This is a genomic window from Paraburkholderia sp. AV2 (assembly GCF_054968425.1).
Genome location: NZ_JBANLK010000029.1, coordinates 70,764 through 87,313, shown reverse-complemented (window position 1 = coordinate 87,313; position 16,550 = coordinate 70,764). Strand labels below are relative to the sequence as shown.

Genomic DNA, 16,550 nt, shown 5'->3' with positions numbered 1-16,550 from the left:
GACGAACGCGAGACAAATACCCCCCGCCCAAACTCAAATAGCCCGAGCCGTAACAGCTGCCCCAGCCGCACACTGAGCCAGAGACTATGGATGCATGCGATGAGGTGAGTTCGGCTAGAAGCATCTTCAGCCGCACCTCGGGATCGTATTTCTCTTTGAACGGTGGAACGGTCGGCTTCCAATAAAAGCTGTCAGCATCCGCAAAGCCGAAGCCAAGCTGGACCGATAGCGCACGACCCAGTGTCGTGGACCCTGATCCAGGAGCACCGACGACGTTGATACGACGATATGGGGCGGTGTTCATGAATTGAGCCAAGTTTAAATTGGAAGTATATGGCCGGTTCTTGCCACCGGATGCGCTCCACCGCGCCGCACGGAGTGAAATTGCGTCGTTCGCTGTTATCGTCGACGCGAAAGATGAGGGCGCTCGTCGCTTCTATGAGCGGGAGAGTCTCCTCGCATTGCCCGATCAGCCCATGAAGCTATTTCGGCCGATAACTGATATCTGGCGGCTCTTCTGATGATGCGCGACCTGACCGAGGAATGCCTTCGAATCCTGAACAAGGGCTTATTCGAGATCACCGATCCCGGCCCACTCCATCAGCCAATTCGTAGCTTTTCGATCCGCCGGGACGAAAAGCTGAACCTTATCTTGGAGACTGAGGCCGCCCCCAATGCGACGTCGGCGGCGATCAATCTGCCGCCAGGCACGGTTCGTTTGACGAACGAGCGGGCGCTCCTCCGGAGCGTGGGTGGTCTCGAAGGGGAATTCTTTGGGCTGATGCCCTACAGTCAGAATCGCCAGACCCTCGGTGTGACCGAGCAGCCCCTCAAGGAGCTGGCTCGGGTCGATGTCGCCAAGACAAACAACCCGTCCGGGGCGCCCGCGGCATACGTCATCGACTGGCTCGAAAACCTGCCCACGAGCCCATACGTTTGGCCAGCGGCTTCCGGCGTGGTTACCAGAACCATCACCACTCGAAGAATTTCTCTGAACGACGGCATCACTATCGCGAGCGATACCGACCGTTCCAGCACCTCGTGGAACTCTGCCAAGGTGACGGTGGATGGCGCGACCTTCTACGTTTGCGCGCTCGACAGAGAAGACCGCCCCGGCGCCATCAAGCCGGGGTGCATCGTCTACGATGGCGCCCCAGACGACGAGTTTCGAAAGAAGGTCCGCACAGGCCTTTCTTTCGCGATGGGCGTGTACTTGGTCGATCTCGGCACAACCCACTACGATGCCGAATGGAACGTCGTGTCCACGCTCGCACGGAGCGCCTACAGCCTGCGCCGCCATGCCTTCGACATTGAAACTCTCCAGCTCGCGCCGCTCGGCGACCGCTTCCTGAATGAGCTTGGCGCCCCACAACTGACACAGGCGATCCAGGCATTTGTGACGGCGTTCGACTCCCTAGATCTTGCGAACCTGCACTGGGCCTTCTGGCATGCCTGCGCCGCCACTCCGCACATCGCGCCCGCTCACTTCGGCGCGGCGATCGAGGGCTTGCAGAGTGCCTACACCAAAGCCAACCCCGGAAAGGTGCGAGAGGGCTGGGCCACCCGAGACGAATGGAAGATCCTCAAGACTGCACTCAGCGACGTCATCGACGGCGGCAACATCTGCCTTGAGGCGAAGATGGCCTTGAAGAATAAGCTGCCTACCTTCAATGGCATTGATCAGCGTCAGCGGCTGAAAGACGTGATGGCCGCCTTGAACCTTGAGCTGGGCGATGACGAGGACGCCGCGTGGCGCCGACGGAACAAAGCCGCCCATGGCACGCCGATCCCGCAGGGTCAGGAGGTGGCTGCGATCCGGGACATGAAGCTGCTGAGGGGGCTGTTCCAGCGCCTATTGCTACGGATGACGAACGCGGCTGATCAGTACATCGACTACGCCTCGCCCAACCACGAATATCGGCCTTTGCGTCAAGCGCCGCCGACCATCGGTTAAGCGTCGGTGAATTCGCTGTCGAAACCGATGTCAGCCACACGCTGGGTCAGAGTGTGGTCTTCGAGCGCACTGTGGAAGTAAGTGCTCGGCGAAGTGCGGATGTGGCGGCAGCACTCCAGAAACGGCCGTTGCAGTCGGACAAGTGCGAGCGGCGGCTAAGGGTCGCGAAGTGCCGGTCCTGGCTGTCCAGCAACGGCTATTCGAGCCAGTCGCATACATGCGGCTTGAGGGGGAGGCGGCTGGCTGCAACGGTCGGTTCTCCGGATGGCTGACCATGCTCAGTCATATACTCTGCATTACTGATGCAAAGCAACCGGCGATCTATATCGCACGGGCATCTGCCGTTGCAGAGTTTGTCGGCGCAACCCGCGGGCCATCCCACTGATAATTTCCTCGTAGCCATAGGAGGAAGTCGAGGTCGAACCGCTTGGCGAACCCTTCGATGAAGAAGTGCCCGTGCAACACTGCAGATACCAGGAAATTCTGGACTGCCAGTTCTCGATCATCAATGGTTGCACAAGGGCAGGCTGCACCACTATGAGCTCTTGAGTGTCCGCAAAGGTAGCAGTGTGATATGTCCAATAGGTCTCCGTTGGGAGAGTGGCCGAGACTGACCTTGGTGCTGATGATAGAAACGCCACATTCCGGACAGCGCTCCATGAGCGCATTGCGATGGACGGGGCAATACTTCCAGTCCTTGAATCGCCATTGAATTCGTAGATATGGGACCTCATCGTCCGCTAGGCATAACGCGCATACTCGATAGCTCGGCTCGCCGTGGATGTCAAAGTTCAGGAGCGTCTTCACGCGTGGAAAATCGCGGACGCTCTTGAATACGCTCCCAAGCGAACGCAGGCGTTTCTCAGCAACGCGCGTGTTGCTTCCAATACGGCAAAGATGATCGATTGGCAACTGAACATCGGGATCGCGGCGCCGGGGTATCCCGAGGTATCCGAGCAACTCGTGATATGTGACCGCGTGCATCTGACAGGTGCGGATTATCCATGAAGCGGGGGACTCGTCGTCGAATGGCAGGGGCGCGAGCAGGATGCTGGGTGGCCTCTTACTCATCTTACTCGTCGAATAGAAGTAACTGCCGTTCGTTGCGACGCGGCGAGCGGTTACGGTCGCAGACGCGTTTGCCAATCAGCCGAGAGCATATGGATTCGACGAGTTGAACGTCCGCAAGAGATCCGCAATCAAGTCGGAGCGCTTCCAGCGCGGCGCGATGTATGGCAGCACCAGTCGCGTGTCTTTTTGACTCGATGACTCGAATTAGTTGGTCGTAAGCACGACAGCAAAGTGCAGAGGCTTCATTCGTAGACAACAATCGATTCGCTGCATGTGATTCGCGAGGGCCCACATTGCTGTCGACCGCACCGAATATCCAAAGTAGCCGCGCAAATGTATCGACCGACAGGCCATCGAACATGCTGAGTGCTTCGTCCAACGGATGCAGGCGAAAATGAGCCACGCCGAGGAGGTACATGATCTGACTGCTGACCGCTAGTTCTCGCGGGTCGCCGCGCTGGACGGGTTGATCCGCATCGGTCAGAAGGCGGCCGCACTCGCAGATGTCGATCGAAGGACGCCTCCAGCTAACGGGGCGCCCGCAAATGCACCGATCTAGCAGACGCAACTTGTGTGTCGGGCATGCCGTAACGAGACAGACCGACCATGCGGCAAGGGTTCGCGCATGCTGCCGGATACAAGCAGGGCACAACTGAGGCCGGGTTTGCCGGAGATGGTATGGGCGAAGAAAGTCGTGCCCAAGGAAGCGGGCTCCATGCGCCTCGCCGCGAAAGTATCGAGTGACAAAGGCACTGCGAAGTCGCACTGGCGTGCAGCCGAACATGAGCGCAATGGCGCCGGAGGAATTGGCGGGAAGGTATAAATGGCCCGGCGAGGCCAGCCGCCGGGCGAGCTCGTTGAACGTAATTCCATTGAGCGTCGCCATCCGCAAAGCGAAGCCGACGCCGTCCTCATCGGCATCAATTTCGTCTTGCCGCGGGTATGGAACGGTTGCCTCGACGAACATCACATTACTCGAACGGGTTCGCCGAACTAGTGTCAGTGCCGAACACGCGACGGAATGCCAAGCTCAAGTGGCTCCGGGTCACCTCCCGCTCGCTCTTGTCAATCGCGATCATCGAGGACTCGATAATGAGGGATTTCAGCAAGCGCATGGTGCCTTTGGTGGCTTTGAAGATGGCGGTGGCGTAATCGGTGCGCAGCGACGATAGATCGATGTCCGGCACCGCGGATGCGAACGCCTGGAGGATGCCTCGCCAGTCCTCGTCATTGTCGAAGGCAGGGAGGGTGATGACTGTCGGTATTCGAGTGGAGAGTTGTGGGTCTGCCCTTTCTATCGATCTCAGCGTTTCGGTTCCCGATAGCAAAATCGGGCACCCCGTTCGAGACATCAGCCGCTTGGTCCAGTCAATGATTGCTGCATGAACCTCTACCTTACGGGCGAGAAACACGTGCTGGAATTCGTCTAGAGCGATCAGCCGGATATTGTGCTGTTCGATCGCGTCGACAAGGACATTGAACAATGCGGCATTGGTCCTCGGCCTTGATCGTGGCGGTATGGCGTAGTTGAAATTTGCTAACAGATCCTCCTGGATCTGGCTGACAGTTGGGGCCTCCTTAAGCGAAGCAACGATCACGCTGTTGGGTGTCAGAAATGTCCATTCGCAGATGTTACTTCGCACGGAATCGATCAAAAGAGTCTTGCCGGAGCCCGCGGGTGCAATGATGCTGACTCCGACCGGATGACGAAAGTGGTTGCCTAACTGCACAACGCGACCGATGCCCTCCAGAGCCTCCTTAAATCTCGTGTGATGGACGCGAATACCGGCAATGCGAGAGCCGACCACAAGTGCTTGTTCACTGTAGATCATTTCGCATCCTCCAAAAACGTTTCGAACGAAGGAATGGGTCTTTTCAGTTCGATGGTTTCCTCGTCGGAGGCGAACTTCTCAGGTGGCGGAGGCCGTCGATGTGGTGACGATGCCGGTGCGATCGACACGGCACTGACCTGCTGAAACAGGGAGAAATCGCGGGGTGCACGCTTGATGCGCTTGCCCGAAGCAAACGCTGCTAGCCAGCCATCTTGCAATTCGAGCCTGGCTTTGCGCAGCAGGTCGGGTGCATTTGCAAGCGTCAGCCTCTGCTTCGCTGCGGCGCGAATTAGTCGATGCTGTGTCGAGGAAAGGCCGGTCGCATATTCCTGGTCTTTTGCCTGCACCGATACCCATGCCCCAGTGTGGGGATGTTGTACGAAGATCGAGCCGAGGTCGTAAGGGTTGTAGGTCATTGTCGCTCGAAAATTTGTGCCCATTTCGCGCCGCATCTGCGCGAGCTCGTCGCCGGTATAGGTCAGCCATTCGTGGACGATGCCGTCATGCCGAACGGCAACCGTTTTACGCGGGCCTGCCAGGACATCGAGGCTCGAATAGTTGTCGACGAAAGCGGGCGCCGGGCAAGCATTCAGGCCCTCCAGAAAAAGATCAACCGGACGACTCATCTTCCGCTGATTGATTTCGAAGGGATGGACGTCAACCACCCATTGCAATATGCCGTGACACAGATCAGAAAACGTGATGCACGCTGTCACGCCGGGATCAATCGGATCCGGCTGGCGCCCGGGTTTTTGCGGCCGCCCGTGCGCAGGTAGCTGGCGTGTCAATTCTCCCAAGCTGCGCTCGACCGTCGGTTTGAACCACGGCATACGAACGGGGCAATACTCGAGATCGGAACACAACTCGTTCATGATGAGGCGTAGTCGGTCTGAATGGACCGACAGGGCGTTGTCGACAACGAGTGTTTCCCACAGCCCCATCGCGTGCCATCGATTCGATAGCTTTGCAGCGGTGGTGATCGCATCTTTCGGCTGGACTGCTATTTTTATGCTCTGCAAGATCCGGGCGAGCGTTTCGCCTTCGAACGAAATGTAGAAGCCCAGGATATAGCTGCTGTAGCCGCAAACCAGAAACGTGATTGTTGGCCGTCCCAAGGGAATACCCCAGCGATCATCGATCACCCAGATGTCGAGCAGCGTGTGGTCCATTTCGACGCGCTCGAGCGGGCGCGTCGCGTAGATCCCAGGCTTCGACGATCGCCATTTATGTCGAGCCTCGGCTGTTCCGAGGCGTAGGCGATCTCGATCAAATGGAGGCACTTCGTACGCGATGCGACGCACGGTCGATGAGCTTACATTGGCAACCCCGAGGGGCATTCGGCCTGCCTTGGCTTCCTCGTTGAGCGCTTGAATGACGCGATCGTGTACTTGGCGCAGAGACGATCCACTTTTTCTAAAGTAATATCGGGCAAGCACCTTCTCGATTACATTTCGAACTGCGGGAGGTATGCGTTCCCGTCGTCTGCGGCGCACGTGCCCAGAGACAAGGCAGCTCGGGTTGCCGGCGTTACTCTCAAACAAGCGCATCCAACGCATGACCGTTGATGTGCTGGGCGGTTGATTGTCCCGGATCGACGTGGCGAAGTGCTCAATCGCTTCGGTGATGCGCGAGCGCTGGCCCTTTGAGATTCCACGGCGGCGCATATAACGCAGGTAGTCATTTGCGCGTGCATACGCGTGCTGATAGCGTTCAGGGATCGACGCCACGCAGACAAGGTTGCGCTCGGTGGCCAGCGTGCCCTTACCACCGAGTGCGTCAGCGTCGCGTATGACTTCGAATTTGCCGACTGTAATGTCGGCGGTAAGGCGCGCGATTGTCTCGGTGCGGATCTTGCCGGTTTCGGCGTGCTCGAGTTGAACATGCCGATCATCCACGACTCGCTGCACCCGCCATTGAGCGTTGCCGCACCGCAGGACGAGCCCTCGTTCAAGTATGTAGACAGCCATCATCGCCCCCGATCGGATATACAAATTGGGCATCATCAAAATGTAGCGATGGGCTTACGCGTAGTTGCCGCCGGCCTATGAGGTGAAGAACCGTTGATATGGGGACTTCCGCAGCGCGAGATAACTCGTCGATCGCGATACCTTTGCGATGGCGAAATGCAATTGCCAGTACGCCGATGGTTATTCCAGTAGGCAGGCGGCTGCGGGCGTGGCGGAGCAGGATTCCAGCTCGTTCGTGACGTTTATCGGCGTGGATGTATTGTTCCGTCGCCACCAGGAATCGATAGCCCTTGTCAGCAAGGACGAGACCCGCGTATTCGAGGCGCGCGCTGTGTTTGGGATTAGCTGCGTGTACGCTCGGCTTTACCTCGACGACGGTTTTGCCGTGCTTTTGGTCTAGCAGGAAATCCGGCGTGTAGTTGCCGAATTCTCCGAGGTCCATGGTAAACGGCTGCGCGGATATGGCGGAATTTTCTAGATCGAGGACGGCCAGACGAAGGAAATCTCGCTCGAGCAGGCTCTCGTACTCGATGGCGGTGGGTTGAAACCAGGGACATGCGACGAGGCCGACGCGTCGATAGGGCGAGCGCGTGACCACCTTTCTGACACCAGGCATGGTCTTTCTCCAAGCGAAAGATATCCGCTTCCGACGTGGGAAGAGCTTGAAGAGGACTTGACATGGTCGCGAACGGCACCGATACTGAGCTTGCTAGGGCGTGTATCTGTAGATGCGCGCGACGCCGTCTCGTCCTCAGGGGCTAGGCGGCGTTTTTATTTCTACATCGGCATCTCCTGTGCGGTTGCCGGGCCGCGATTCAGCTTTGACGCAGAATTGTGTGCCTTTCCTTGTCGAACACCGTCAAGCACACCGCGGATGAAGCGGATGTCCCCATGCGATAGTATGGGAAGCATCTCGAATAGCTGGGCACATAGTGCGTAGGAATCTACCGGAGCTCCGGCAGGTGGGAAGTCAAAGCGGCGAGAGATAGCAAAGGCATGCTGAAGGTTAGCTTCTTCATCAGGTGCCAGATTTAGTAACCTCGCTATCTTTGGCACTAGCGACTGATCCTTTGGTAGCTTTGTGCCACATTCGAGCGCCGATATGTACGCTTGGCGATAACCAAGGCGTTCTGCAAACTGTCCCTGTCCAAGTTCAAATCGAGCCCGCAGAGTCCGGAGTACGACCGAGAACGGTGTCATATCGTTTATTCGCTCGGGTGCAGAAATCTGCTGGTAGAGTAGGTAAATATTTTCTTCCTATCAAGATGTATTTCTCTTTGATTCTTGTGCTGAGATCAAAATGAGGATTTTCTTTGCAAATTGCAAATTTGCGATTTGGTTAGGTCGTTTAATTCTGTGAGGCGCGTTACAAGGTGTTATGCACTTTGGGCGTGCGGCGATTGCGTTCTGGTATTAGTTTGCCGACGCGCCGGCAAGCGCGGCAGCCTAGTCATTCTGCCGTCGTCGGAATGTGAAGGTTCGCAGGCAAGCCGAGGGCTGAGCGCAGCGAATAAGCAATCGGACAGTGCGAGCACGGCGGTCGGCGTGTCGGTAGCCTCCGCAAGTGACGAGGCAGCGCCCGCGCCTCCTTTTACCGCGCTAGAACTTCATACTTGGATCAAGCGGCAATGTCGCCAGAAGAGGGTAAGGCGGTAGCTGAACTTGCTTTTGCAACGTTCACTATTGCCTGCTCATCGGTCGTCAAAGTTTGCTCTGAAGGTTGCACTAGCGCACACTGACTGCTTGTAGCCCTGCGCATCCCTTCTTCATTAAGAAACGGAGAGACGTATAAGCCACGCTTTTGCGCCAAATTCATCAGTTGAACCCGCAATTCGTGTCGCTGCAGTTTTTCTAGACCAGTGGCGTCCGCAATAATCTCGGCGTGAAGTGGATCCGCAGGATCAGTACCGGCATCATATACTCGCACTCGTTTCACCTGCTCAGCGGGCAATTGGGTGTCACGCAATTCCCTTGCGGTCATATGGAATGACCCGATGTAGGTGAAATCGGGTTTCGCCCGCTTTCCGTCTGATCCCGCGCGGCGCGCTATCGCTCGGTTCTCGAACCGTTTATGAACGCATACCTCGTGCGTTACCCAACCTTCTGGTAGGCGTTGCGCTGACGCGCCATGAGTGTACGCATCTTGGAATAGGGAGTCATTCAATCCCCCTCCATCAAGAAACTTAGACGGGAACTCTAGACTCCGTGCTAGAAGCTCTGCATCGTCAACGTGACTAGGGGCATGCTCAGACACTTTTTCGTGCTGCTTGCTTCCATCCGCATCTTTGGCAACTAATTTTTCTGCGCGTGTCGTGTCTGGCGACGTGTCGAGATCGTAAAAACTCATCGGCAGACTCACGACGCAAGTGCGATTAATTCATTGAACAACGCTAATGGCATTGGCCCCTCTGGCGATTTCCACGTGCCAGACCTTAGTTCTTCCCCATCGGTTTCGACCCAGGTGTGCTCTCCATCAACTTCGAAGTCAATGCTTGCGTAGCTCCTGCCGCGGCGCCAGTAGCCTCCAATTGTTCCGTTCTCCAACAGCATCGGGGACGGCGCAGGCACAAGTGCAAGCATGAGGTTTGCGAGCCCCAAGTAGGCAGCGCTCATCTGTGCCTCCGATGGTGGCGTCGTATCTTCGTCATCCGAATTTGCTAAATGTGCGCGATACAAAACGATGGCCCTGAAGAAAGGCTTGTACCCGTCGAAGAATTCAGGCGAAATCCTGGCTACAGGTGCGACATAGAGTGCTGAATCTTCGCACTGCAGTTGAGTCTGGCTTCCTAAGTCAGCGAGCCATTGATTCAGTCGAATCTGGATCTCTTGAAGTGGCGACTGAAAATAGTTGACATATGACTCTGCGGTCGGCTGCAGGCGCGAGACGAAATATTCGCTCACAACTAAAACGGATGTTTGGCTCGTCGACGTTTGATCGCTACGGAGCAAGCTAGTTGTCGGCGTCCCGTAGAAATAGCCGGCAGGGTCTGGTAGATCGAAATTGACACTCATGCGTCCCCCACAGAACAACCGATGGATTCAAGTGCAACATCACTCAGGATGCCATTGATTACCTGCTTGTTTTGCTCATGCAGAAAGTCAAGCATTTCGTCAATGTCAGATCCCTGTATATCGATTGGGTCTTTCGCGTCAAACGACGTAGAGAAGACGCGATGTTGGCCGCCGAGACGGGCGAAGCAAGCGCCATTTACGTCAGAAATGTCAGTCGTTACGTTGTTCAGAATCCGACGTTCGGTTGGACCCTTTGAGAACCAGCCCTGATGGCAGTGCCAATACGATGGTTCGTTAAATACGTGGCGTGGAAGCCAAAGTCCGTCCTGACGGAAAAGTTCCTTGGAGACCTCTTGAGAGATTCCATCTGGCAGACGGAAAGCATCCTGATATTGCAAGCCAATGGCGCGGATTTTTACACCGGCGCTCAGTACCACGTCGATAAACGGCTGCAGGATAGAGAGGGACTTCGGTTTGACGTTCTTCCAACGGTCGTAGACGCTGCAGGTGCAGGATAAGACCGGGGGGCGAACCGACGTCACCCACGAAACCTTTCCAGCCGAGTCAAGTTGACTCATATCGAAGCCGGAAATTTGTGTCACAAACTGCGGCGGCGAAATTATCTGGGGCTGTTGCTTCGCAGCATCGAACTGTGCGACATGCTGTATTGAAAAACCTTGGAGCGGGGCATGACTAGGAAGAAAGTCGCGAATCTCGGGCGCGCTGTCGTAGACCTTCTGCAGATCTCCGAGTTGCGTCTCAGTGAGCGGAGTTGCCCACTCAATTCCGATCGCCATCATTTCAATGGCATGTGCACCGCCGACGGGCTGGAAGCTAGGTTTGGTCACGATTGCAGCTAGTTTTGAGAATCGATACCGGAATGGTATGAATCGACTTTACCATAGGCCGGGAGCGACGCTGTTCGGGGTTGTACGGACGGGATTGGGGGCTTCCACGAAGGTTGTTCGGCGCAGGATTCATATCTGGAGCAAATTGCCTCCATCGCGACAGAAAACAACCTGCTTACGGTGCGGCGGAACAAAAAGTACGCGGAAGCACGCCTGCCGACTGCTACTCCGTGACGGCCTTCCGCGCGCGGATGCGGAGGTCAGGGTGGCCTGTTCGTTGCTGCGCCGGTACGCGGCCGGCCGTTGGGGCATCTCTGCCATGCCAGAGGCGGAAGCTGGGCTCCAGTCCTCCCTCCTAGATATTTGGGTCGGACTTTCTGGGTAGAGATCGGGATTTCCCCCAGGGACGTCCGCCTTACCTGGCGTGCATGGCGGTCTTGTCCATTGGGAAAACGACGTGCGTCCTCTTGGACGCTGACCGCCCACCATAGCAAGTGTGGGGGTTAAGGCATTGTTTTTTCGGGGGAAATGGAGTTCTGCGTGGGCTGCCTCTTGGTGTTGAGTTCCAGCTTAAGTGAACAAAGTTCCAGGTTGAGTGAATCTCGACAATACCAAGACCATCCGCCCCCGTTCTTGAATTTGTCACTCCTCGTCCATATAATTAGCACTCACTGCACGAGAGTGCTAACAATTCTCTGGCTGGCCCGCTCGCCAGTCAGGTGTTCTTGACTGTCTTCAAGTCCTAATCAAGAGAGGATCCATCCATGAACCTTCGTCCTTTGCATGATCGCGTGATCGTCAAGCGCCTGGATCAAGAAACCAAGACCGCTTCGGGCATCGTGATCCCGGACGCAGCGGCAGAAAAGCCGGATCAAGGTGAAGTCCTGGCCATCGGCCCGGGCAAGCGCGACGACAAGGGCGCCCTGATCGCGCTCGACGTGAAGGTTGGCGATCGCGTCCTGTTCGGCAAGTACGCTGGCCAGACCGTCAAGGTCGACGGCAACGAACTGCTGGTGATGCGCGAAGAAGACATCATGGCCGTGGTGAACAAGTAAGTTCATCGCCGCGCCGAGAAATTTCCCAGAATTCAAGGAGTTAAAAGATGGCAGCTAAAGACGTCGTGTTCGGCGATTCCGCCCGTTCCAAGATGGTTGAAGGCGTGAACATTCTCGCCAACGCTGTGAAGGTCACGCTGGGTCCGAAGGGCCGCAACGTGGTCCTCGAGCGCTCGTTCGGCGGCCCGACGGTCACCAAGGACGGTGTCTCGGTCGCGAAGGAAATCGAGCTCAAGGACAAGCTCCAGAACATGGGCGCGCAAATGGTCAAGGAAGTGGCTTCCAAGACCAGCGACAACGCCGGCGACGGCACGACGACGGCTACGGTTCTGGCCCAGTCGATCGTCCGCGAAGGCATGAAGTACGTCGCATCGGGCATGAACCCGATGGACCTGAAGCGCGGCATCGACAAGGCCGTCGCCGCAGCAATCGAAGAACTGCGCAAGATCAGCAAGCCCTGCACGACCAACAAGGAAATCGCGCAAGTCGGCTCGATCTCGGCGAATAGCGATTCGTCGATCGGCGACCGTATCGCTGAAGCGATGGACAAGGTCGGCAAGGAAGGCGTCATCACCGTCGAAGACGGCAAGTCGCTGCAAGACGAGCTGGAAGTGGTCGAAGGTATGCAGTTCGACCGCGGCTACCTCTCGCCGTACTTCATCAACAACCCGGACAAGCAAGTCGCCGTGCTGGAAAGCCCGTTCGTCCTGCTGTTCGACAAGAAGATCTCGAACATCCGCGATCTGCTGCCGGTTCTGGAACAAGTCGCGAAGGCTGGCCGTCCGCTGCTGATCATCGCCGAAGACGTCGAAGGCGAAGCTCTGGCAACGCTGGTCGTCAACAACATCCGTGGCATCCTGAAGACCGTCGCCGTCAAGGCTCCGGGCTTCGGCGACCGTCGCAAGGCCATGCTGGAAGACATCGCGATCCTGACCGGCGGCCAGGTCATCGCTGAAGAAACTGGCCTGACGCTCGAAAAGGCAACGCTGAACGAACTCGGTCAAGCGAAGCGCATCGAAGTGGGCAAGGAAAACACGACGATCATCGACGGCGCAGGCGTGGCCGCGAACATCGAAGCGCGCGTCAAGCAAATCCGCACGCAGATCGAAGAAGCGACGTCGGACTACGACCGTGAAAAGCTGCAAGAGCGCGTTGCCAAGCTGGCAGGCGGCGTGGCAGTGATCAAGGTTGGCGCTGCGACCGAAGTCGAAATGAAGGAAAAGAAGGCACGCGTGGAAGACGCGCTGCACGCCACCCGCGCTGCCGTTGAAGAAGGCATCGTCCCCGGCGGCGGCGTTGCGCTGATCCGCGCACGCACGGCAATCGCCAGCGTGAAGGGCGCCAACGCAGACCAGGATGCCGGTATCAAGATCGTCCTGCGCGCCATGGAAGAGCCGCTGCGCCAGATCGTCACGAACGGCGGCGAAGAAGCTTCGGTCGTCGTGGCAGCGGTTGCGGCTGGCAGCGGCAACTACGGCTACAACGCAGCGACCGGCGAGTACGGCGACCTGGTGGAAGCCGGCGTGGTCGACCCGACGAAGGTCACGCGCACCGCGCTGCAAAACGCAGCTTCGGTCGCAGGCCTGCTCCTGACGACGGACGCCGCTGTCGCAGAAGTGCCGAAGGAAGATGCTCCGATGCCTGGCGGCATGCCCGGCGGCATGGGCGGCATGGGCATGGACATGTAAGAACGGCTCGCGCCGCGATTACATCGAAGTGCAGGGAAACACGCTGCGAGGCGTGTTTCCTGCCCAGACAAAAAACCCGCAGAGATGCGGGTTTTTTTACGCCTGAATTTTGCGCTACCGACCGCGGACCGGCGGCGCAACGTTCCAATCAGTGCTGAGCCTCGCCAGCCGGCGGTGGCGCCTCTCCCACATCGCCCGACGGCTTCTCGCCGTCTTCGCTGTCGTTGCTCCGCGCCCAGAAGAACCGGTCCGGAATCCACGCGCCCATCCCGGGCCTGAACGCGCTCTGCGCGGCCTGATAGAGATACTCCTGCGCCTCGCGCACCGCTTCGGGCGGTTCCTGGCCGTTGGCGAGCAGCGCCGCGATGGCGGCGCCAAGCGTATCGTTAAGGCCCATCAGCGGTTGCGCGGGGCGGTCCCACAGATCCTGGCGCAACTGGCCGTCCTCGCAGTAGAGCGTGTTGACGAGGCGATGCGTGCCGGTCTCCATCGCAAGGATGTACTCGCATCCGGTCGAGAGCAGGTGGGCGATCGCGGCGTCGAGGCTGGGCGCTTCCGCGTCGCTGTCGGGCTGGGCCAGCGCAAGCAGCGTCGCGGCGTCGGCGATCAGGAGCGTGGTTTGCGGCGCGAGCAGATCGGCAATCGTCTCGCGCAGTTCGTCGGCGGCCAGCACGTGCTCGTCGTCGAGCGTGAAGTCGGGCGTGAGGATGAGCGGGATGTCGTCGTAGTCGGCCACGACTTCGGCGATCGCGCTCACGACTTCGGCGCGCGTTGCCGCGCCTACCTTGAAGGCGGCCACCGGCATGTCTTCCAGCAGCATGCGCGCCTGGGTCGCGACGACTTCGGGGTCGAGGCCGGTCACCTCGTCGCAGCCCGCCGAGTCGCGTACCGTGTAGCCGGTGAGCACGCTGACGCCGTGGCAGCCCATGCTGGCGAGCGTGAGCAGGTCGGCTTGCAGGCCGCCGCCGCCGGTCGGATCGGAAAGGCCGAAAGTAAGGACGATGGGAGGGGTGTCGCTGGGCATGGAGGTGGCGAGTGTGCAGTTACACGTGGCGCGAGTCGCGCCGACGCTCCAATTATGCGGCTTATCCGCACGTCTGGGGACGGATGGCATGGGCGGAGCGGGGATTTTTGCGTAGCGGCACGCCGCTCCGACGCCTCATCGTAAAGCGCGCCCCTGACACACGACGATTCCGAGGCACGGTTGCTAGGCACACAATCGGCAACACGGTACCATCATGGCTCTTGTTTTCTGACCGATTTTTCGACCTTTCGACGCGGCATAAGAATGGAATATAGAAGCTGGATGTGCCTGATCTGCGGCTGGATCTACGACGAAGAAGCCGGTTTGCCGGACGAGGGCATTGCCCCCGGCACGCGCTGGGAGGACGTCCCGATCAACTGGACCTGTCCCGAGTGCGGCGCGCGCAAGGAAGACTTCGAGATGGTCCAGATCTGACGCGCTTTCCGCGCGTCGGGGGCGGCTGCGGCATGTTTCGTGCCCAGTCCGCCCGCCCACGACGGTCGTGGGCCAGGTTCGCAATCGCGAGGTTTACGACCGCGAGGTTCACAACCGATTTCGGCGTTCGCTCATGAGTCTTCGTTCAACGTTCGTCGCTCATTTCGAAGCGCTGCCCAATCCTCGTGGCGGCCGGGTGCCGCTCGCCCAGACGGCGCTTGCCGAAGTGCTCGCCGCGCTCGACGCGCACGGCGACGTGGCCACGCCGCTGCGCCGCGCCGCGCGTACGCTGCGCGACGCGGGCTGGCTCGCGGCGGCACGCTTCGCCGATACCTTGCTGCTCGCTTCGCCGCTCGCGATGGTGGCGCCGGCGCGCGTGGTGACCCCGCCCGGCCAACTGCCACGCCCCGCACCCGACGACGATACCGACGCCGGTGTGCACCTGCTCTTCCGGGACGCGGCCGCGAATCTGCTGGCGGCGCTCGAACGCCACAACCTGCGCGAGTTGAGCTGCTCGCCCGCGCTGTATGCGCAGCAACATGCGCTCTTCGGCGTGCTTGCCGAGCATACGCCCGGCGTCTCGCTGCATTACGAGGACGTGGCGCTGTTCGGCCGGCCGGTTGCGGCTGCCACGCTGCGCGCGCAACCGGCCCACAAGCTGGCCCAACTGCGCGCCCGCTACGAGGCGGCGCTATTGCCCGCGCTCAAGACGCGGCTTGCCAGCGGCAACCGTGCCGCGGCCGCGTGGGCGAGTGCGGCCTTCGACGAAATGAATACCTGTTTCGCCGAGCTCGCAAGCTCCGACCCCTACGACTACTGGCGCCTCGCGCTGGCCTGTGCCCATGCGCTGCGCCGCGGCGCGTCCGTCTGGGGCGACGACGAGGCACGGCGTTTCTACGCCCGCTGCAATCTGCTGCTGGGCGATCACGCGCATGGTCTGCGCGTTGCGCCGCAATCGCTCGTGCGGGCGACGCTCGCGCTGTTATGGCGCGACTACGCGCTCTTCGGCGCAGCCGCGGAAGATACCGCCGACGTGGAACTGCTGCATGACTACGGCGTGACAGTGGATTGGCACGTGGCGGGCACGCAGGCTTCCGAGGCGCTCTGGGAGGTGGGGGCGGCGCAGGCCGACGCCGTGGCATCGCACGTTGCCCCCACGCGTCAGCTGGGCGCGCTCGCGGTGAACGCCAATGCGTACGACGATTTCCTGCAGACCGCCGATGCCTCGATGGTCGAGCTGGAGGGGCACGCGCGTACGCACGCAAGGCGTGCGCCGCGCGATGCCGCGCAGGCGCTGCTCGCGGCCGAGGCGGCCTACCGCCTCGGCGCGGCAGCGTGGGCGCTCGGGCTGGGTCATGTGGGTTTGCTCGCGGACGCGCTGGGCCTCGCGTGGCGGCGCACCGCGCACGCGGTGCCGCAAGAGGCGGGTGAGGCCGAGCGAGCCGCGAGTCCTGTCGCGGCGCCGGACGCCGCTGCCATCGAGCATGCGAGCGAAGCGCTGCGCGCTATGCTGCACAAGATCGCAGCGGGGGTGCCGCAGCCCGACGCGACGAGCGCGGTGCGCGCGCTGGGCGAGGCGATTGCGGCTGCGCCGTCACGCCAGGCAGGCACCGCGGGCGAGGCCGATCCTCTTCCGCACTAGCTGTCCTGGACGGGATATCGGA

16 protein-coding genes and 1 pseudogene are annotated in these 16,550 nt (G+C 59.4%); 5 read left to right on the top strand and 12 right to left on the bottom strand.

Annotation, left to right across the window (positions count from 1 at the left end; genetic code table 11):
• Positions 1 to 304 (bottom strand): P-loop NTPase family protein (locus tag V8683_RS20060; RefSeq protein WP_462880669.1); only part of this gene is annotated, 304 nt, incomplete at its 3' end.
• A 216-nt stretch (positions 305 to 520) separates the two neighbouring features.
• Between V8683_RS20060 and V8683_RS20055 the strand changes: the two genes are divergently transcribed.
• Positions 521 to 1,954: a hypothetical protein gene (locus tag V8683_RS20055; RefSeq protein WP_411190425.1), complete on the top strand. Its 1,434-nt coding sequence runs from the start codon at positions 521 to 523 to the stop codon at positions 1,952 to 1,954.
• A gap of 321 nt (positions 1,955 to 2,275) precedes the next feature.
• Here the strand turns inward: V8683_RS20055 and V8683_RS20050 are convergent, their stop codons facing one another.
• The 10 genes and pseudogenes from V8683_RS20050 to V8683_RS20005 all read right to left on the bottom strand — a co-directional run bounded on the left by V8683_RS20050 (position 2,276) and on the right by V8683_RS20005 (position 10,684).
• The gene (locus V8683_RS20050) at positions 2,276 to 2,938 is read right to left on the bottom strand and encodes a TniQ family protein (protein WP_411190596.1); all 663 of its coding nucleotides are present in this window, start codon (positions 2,936 to 2,938) and stop codon (positions 2,276 to 2,278) included.
• Between the two features lie 88 nt (positions 2,939 to 3,026).
• Positions 3,027 to 3,443 carry a hypothetical protein gene (locus V8683_RS20045; RefSeq protein WP_411190604.1) on the bottom strand — a complete coding sequence of 139 codons (417 nt, stop codon included), beginning with the start codon at positions 3,441 to 3,443 and terminating at the stop codon, positions 3,027 to 3,029.
• Between the two features lie 153 nt (positions 3,444 to 3,596).
• Positions 3,597 to 3,992: pseudogene (locus V8683_RS20040) on the bottom strand (TniQ family protein); the annotation flags it as partial.
• 4 nt (positions 3,993 to 3,996) lie between these two features.
• Entirely contained in the window at positions 3,997 to 4,857 is an 861-nt protein-coding gene (locus V8683_RS20035) for a TniB family NTP-binding protein (RefSeq protein ID WP_411190424.1), read from the bottom strand.
• On the bottom strand, positions 4,854 to 6,827 hold the full coding sequence (locus V8683_RS20030) for a Mu transposase C-terminal domain-containing protein (protein WP_411190423.1): 1,974 nt from the start codon (positions 6,825 to 6,827) through the stop codon (positions 4,854 to 4,856). Before V8683_RS20030 ends, V8683_RS20035 begins: the two co-directional genes overlap by 4 nt.
• A complete protein-coding gene (locus V8683_RS20025; RefSeq protein ID WP_411190422.1) occupies positions 6,805 to 7,440 on the bottom strand; it encodes a TnsA endonuclease N-terminal domain-containing protein in 636 nt (211 codons plus the stop codon). The genes V8683_RS20030 and V8683_RS20025 overlap by 23 nt, the downstream gene beginning before the upstream one ends.
• A gap of 161 nt (positions 7,441 to 7,601) precedes the next feature.
• Positions 7,602 to 8,024 carry a helix-turn-helix domain-containing protein gene (locus V8683_RS20020; RefSeq protein WP_411190421.1) on the bottom strand — a complete coding sequence of 141 codons (423 nt, stop codon included), beginning with the start codon at positions 8,022 to 8,024 and terminating at the stop codon, positions 7,602 to 7,604.
• A 418-nt stretch (positions 8,025 to 8,442) separates the two neighbouring features.
• Positions 8,443 to 9,171, bottom strand: a complete 729-nt coding sequence (locus V8683_RS20015; protein ID WP_411190420.1) for a hypothetical protein — start codon at positions 9,169 to 9,171, stop codon at positions 8,443 to 8,445.
• A gap of 8 nt (positions 9,172 to 9,179) precedes the next feature.
• Positions 9,180 to 9,836: a hypothetical protein gene (locus V8683_RS20010; RefSeq protein ID WP_411190419.1), complete on the bottom strand. Its 657-nt coding sequence runs from the start codon at positions 9,834 to 9,836 to the stop codon at positions 9,180 to 9,182.
• A complete protein-coding gene (locus V8683_RS20005) occupies positions 9,833 to 10,684 on the bottom strand; it encodes a TIGR04255 family protein (RefSeq protein ID WP_411190418.1) in 852 nt (283 codons plus the stop codon). The genes V8683_RS20010 and V8683_RS20005 overlap by 4 nt, the downstream gene beginning before the upstream one ends.
• A gap of 764 nt (positions 10,685 to 11,448) precedes the next feature.
• Between V8683_RS20005 and groES the strand changes: the two genes are divergently transcribed.
• Complete coding sequence (gene groES, locus V8683_RS20000) at positions 11,449 to 11,739, top strand: co-chaperone GroES (protein ID WP_028202123.1); 291 nt, start codon at positions 11,449 to 11,451, stop codon at positions 11,737 to 11,739.
• 47 nt (positions 11,740 to 11,786) lie between these two features.
• On the top strand, positions 11,787 to 13,427 hold the full coding sequence (groL, locus tag V8683_RS19995) for a chaperonin GroEL (protein WP_411190416.1): 1,641 nt from the start codon (positions 11,787 to 11,789) through the stop codon (positions 13,425 to 13,427).
• A 148-nt stretch (positions 13,428 to 13,575) separates the two neighbouring features.
• Here groL and V8683_RS19990 read toward each other — a convergent pair whose 3' ends face one another.
• Entirely contained in the window at positions 13,576 to 14,451 is an 876-nt protein-coding gene (locus V8683_RS19990; RefSeq protein ID WP_411190415.1) for a hydroxymethylpyrimidine/phosphomethylpyrimidine kinase, read from the bottom strand.
• 264 nt (positions 14,452 to 14,715) lie between these two features.
• On the opposite strand from V8683_RS19990, the gene V8683_RS19985 reads away from it, so the two are divergent.
• Positions 14,716 to 14,886 (top strand): rubredoxin, encoded by a 171-nt coding sequence (locus V8683_RS19985; protein WP_008342674.1) that lies wholly within the window; start codon positions 14,716 to 14,718, stop codon positions 14,884 to 14,886.
• A gap of 133 nt (positions 14,887 to 15,019) precedes the next feature.
• The gene (locus V8683_RS19980) at positions 15,020 to 16,528 is read left to right on the top strand and encodes a hypothetical protein (RefSeq protein ID WP_411190414.1); all 1,509 of its coding nucleotides are present in this window, start codon (positions 15,020 to 15,022) and stop codon (positions 16,526 to 16,528) included.
• Positions 16,529 to 16,550: the final 22 nt, after the last annotated feature.

Bases quoted from the DNA above. Each gene is read 5' to 3' on its own strand.
- V8683_RS20055 (WP_411190425.1), top strand. From the start codon at position 521: ATGATGCGCGACCTGACCGAGGAATGCCTTCGAATCCTGAACAAGGGC.
- V8683_RS20050 (WP_411190596.1), bottom strand. From the start codon at position 2,938: ATGCACGCGGTCACATATCACGAGTTGCTCGGATACCTCGGGATACCC.
- V8683_RS20045 (WP_411190604.1), bottom strand. From the start codon at position 3,443: ATGTACCTCCTCGGCGTGGCTCATTTTCGCCTGCATCCGTTGGACGAA.
- V8683_RS20035 (WP_411190424.1), bottom strand. From the start codon at position 4,857: ATGATCTACAGTGAACAAGCACTTGTGGTCGGCTCTCGCATTGCCGGT.
- V8683_RS20030 (WP_411190423.1), bottom strand. From the start codon at position 6,827: ATGATGGCTGTCTACATACTTGAACGAGGGCTCGTCCTGCGGTGCGGC.
- V8683_RS20025 (WP_411190422.1), bottom strand. From the start codon at position 7,440: ATGCCTGGTGTCAGAAAGGTGGTCACGCGCTCGCCCTATCGACGCGTC.
- V8683_RS20020 (WP_411190421.1), bottom strand. From the start codon at position 8,024: ATGACACCGTTCTCGGTCGTACTCCGGACTCTGCGGGCTCGATTTGAA.
- V8683_RS20015 (WP_411190420.1), bottom strand. From the start codon at position 9,171: ATGAGTTTTTACGATCTCGACACGTCGCCAGACACGACACGCGCAGAA.
- V8683_RS20010 (WP_411190419.1), bottom strand. From the start codon at position 9,836: ATGAGTGTCAATTTCGATCTACCAGACCCTGCCGGCTATTTCTACGGG.
- groES (WP_028202123.1), top strand. From the start codon at position 11,449: ATGAACCTTCGTCCTTTGCATGATCGCGTGATCGTCAAGCGCCTGGAT.
- groL (WP_411190416.1), top strand. From the start codon at position 11,787: ATGGCAGCTAAAGACGTCGTGTTCGGCGATTCCGCCCGTTCCAAGATG.
- V8683_RS19990 (WP_411190415.1), bottom strand. From the start codon at position 14,451: ATGCCCAGCGACACCCCTCCCATCGTCCTTACTTTCGGCCTTTCCGAT.
- V8683_RS19985 (WP_008342674.1), top strand. From the start codon at position 14,716: ATGGAATATAGAAGCTGGATGTGCCTGATCTGCGGCTGGATCTACGAC.
- V8683_RS19980 (WP_411190414.1), top strand. From the start codon at position 15,020: ATGAGTCTTCGTTCAACGTTCGTCGCTCATTTCGAAGCGCTGCCCAAT.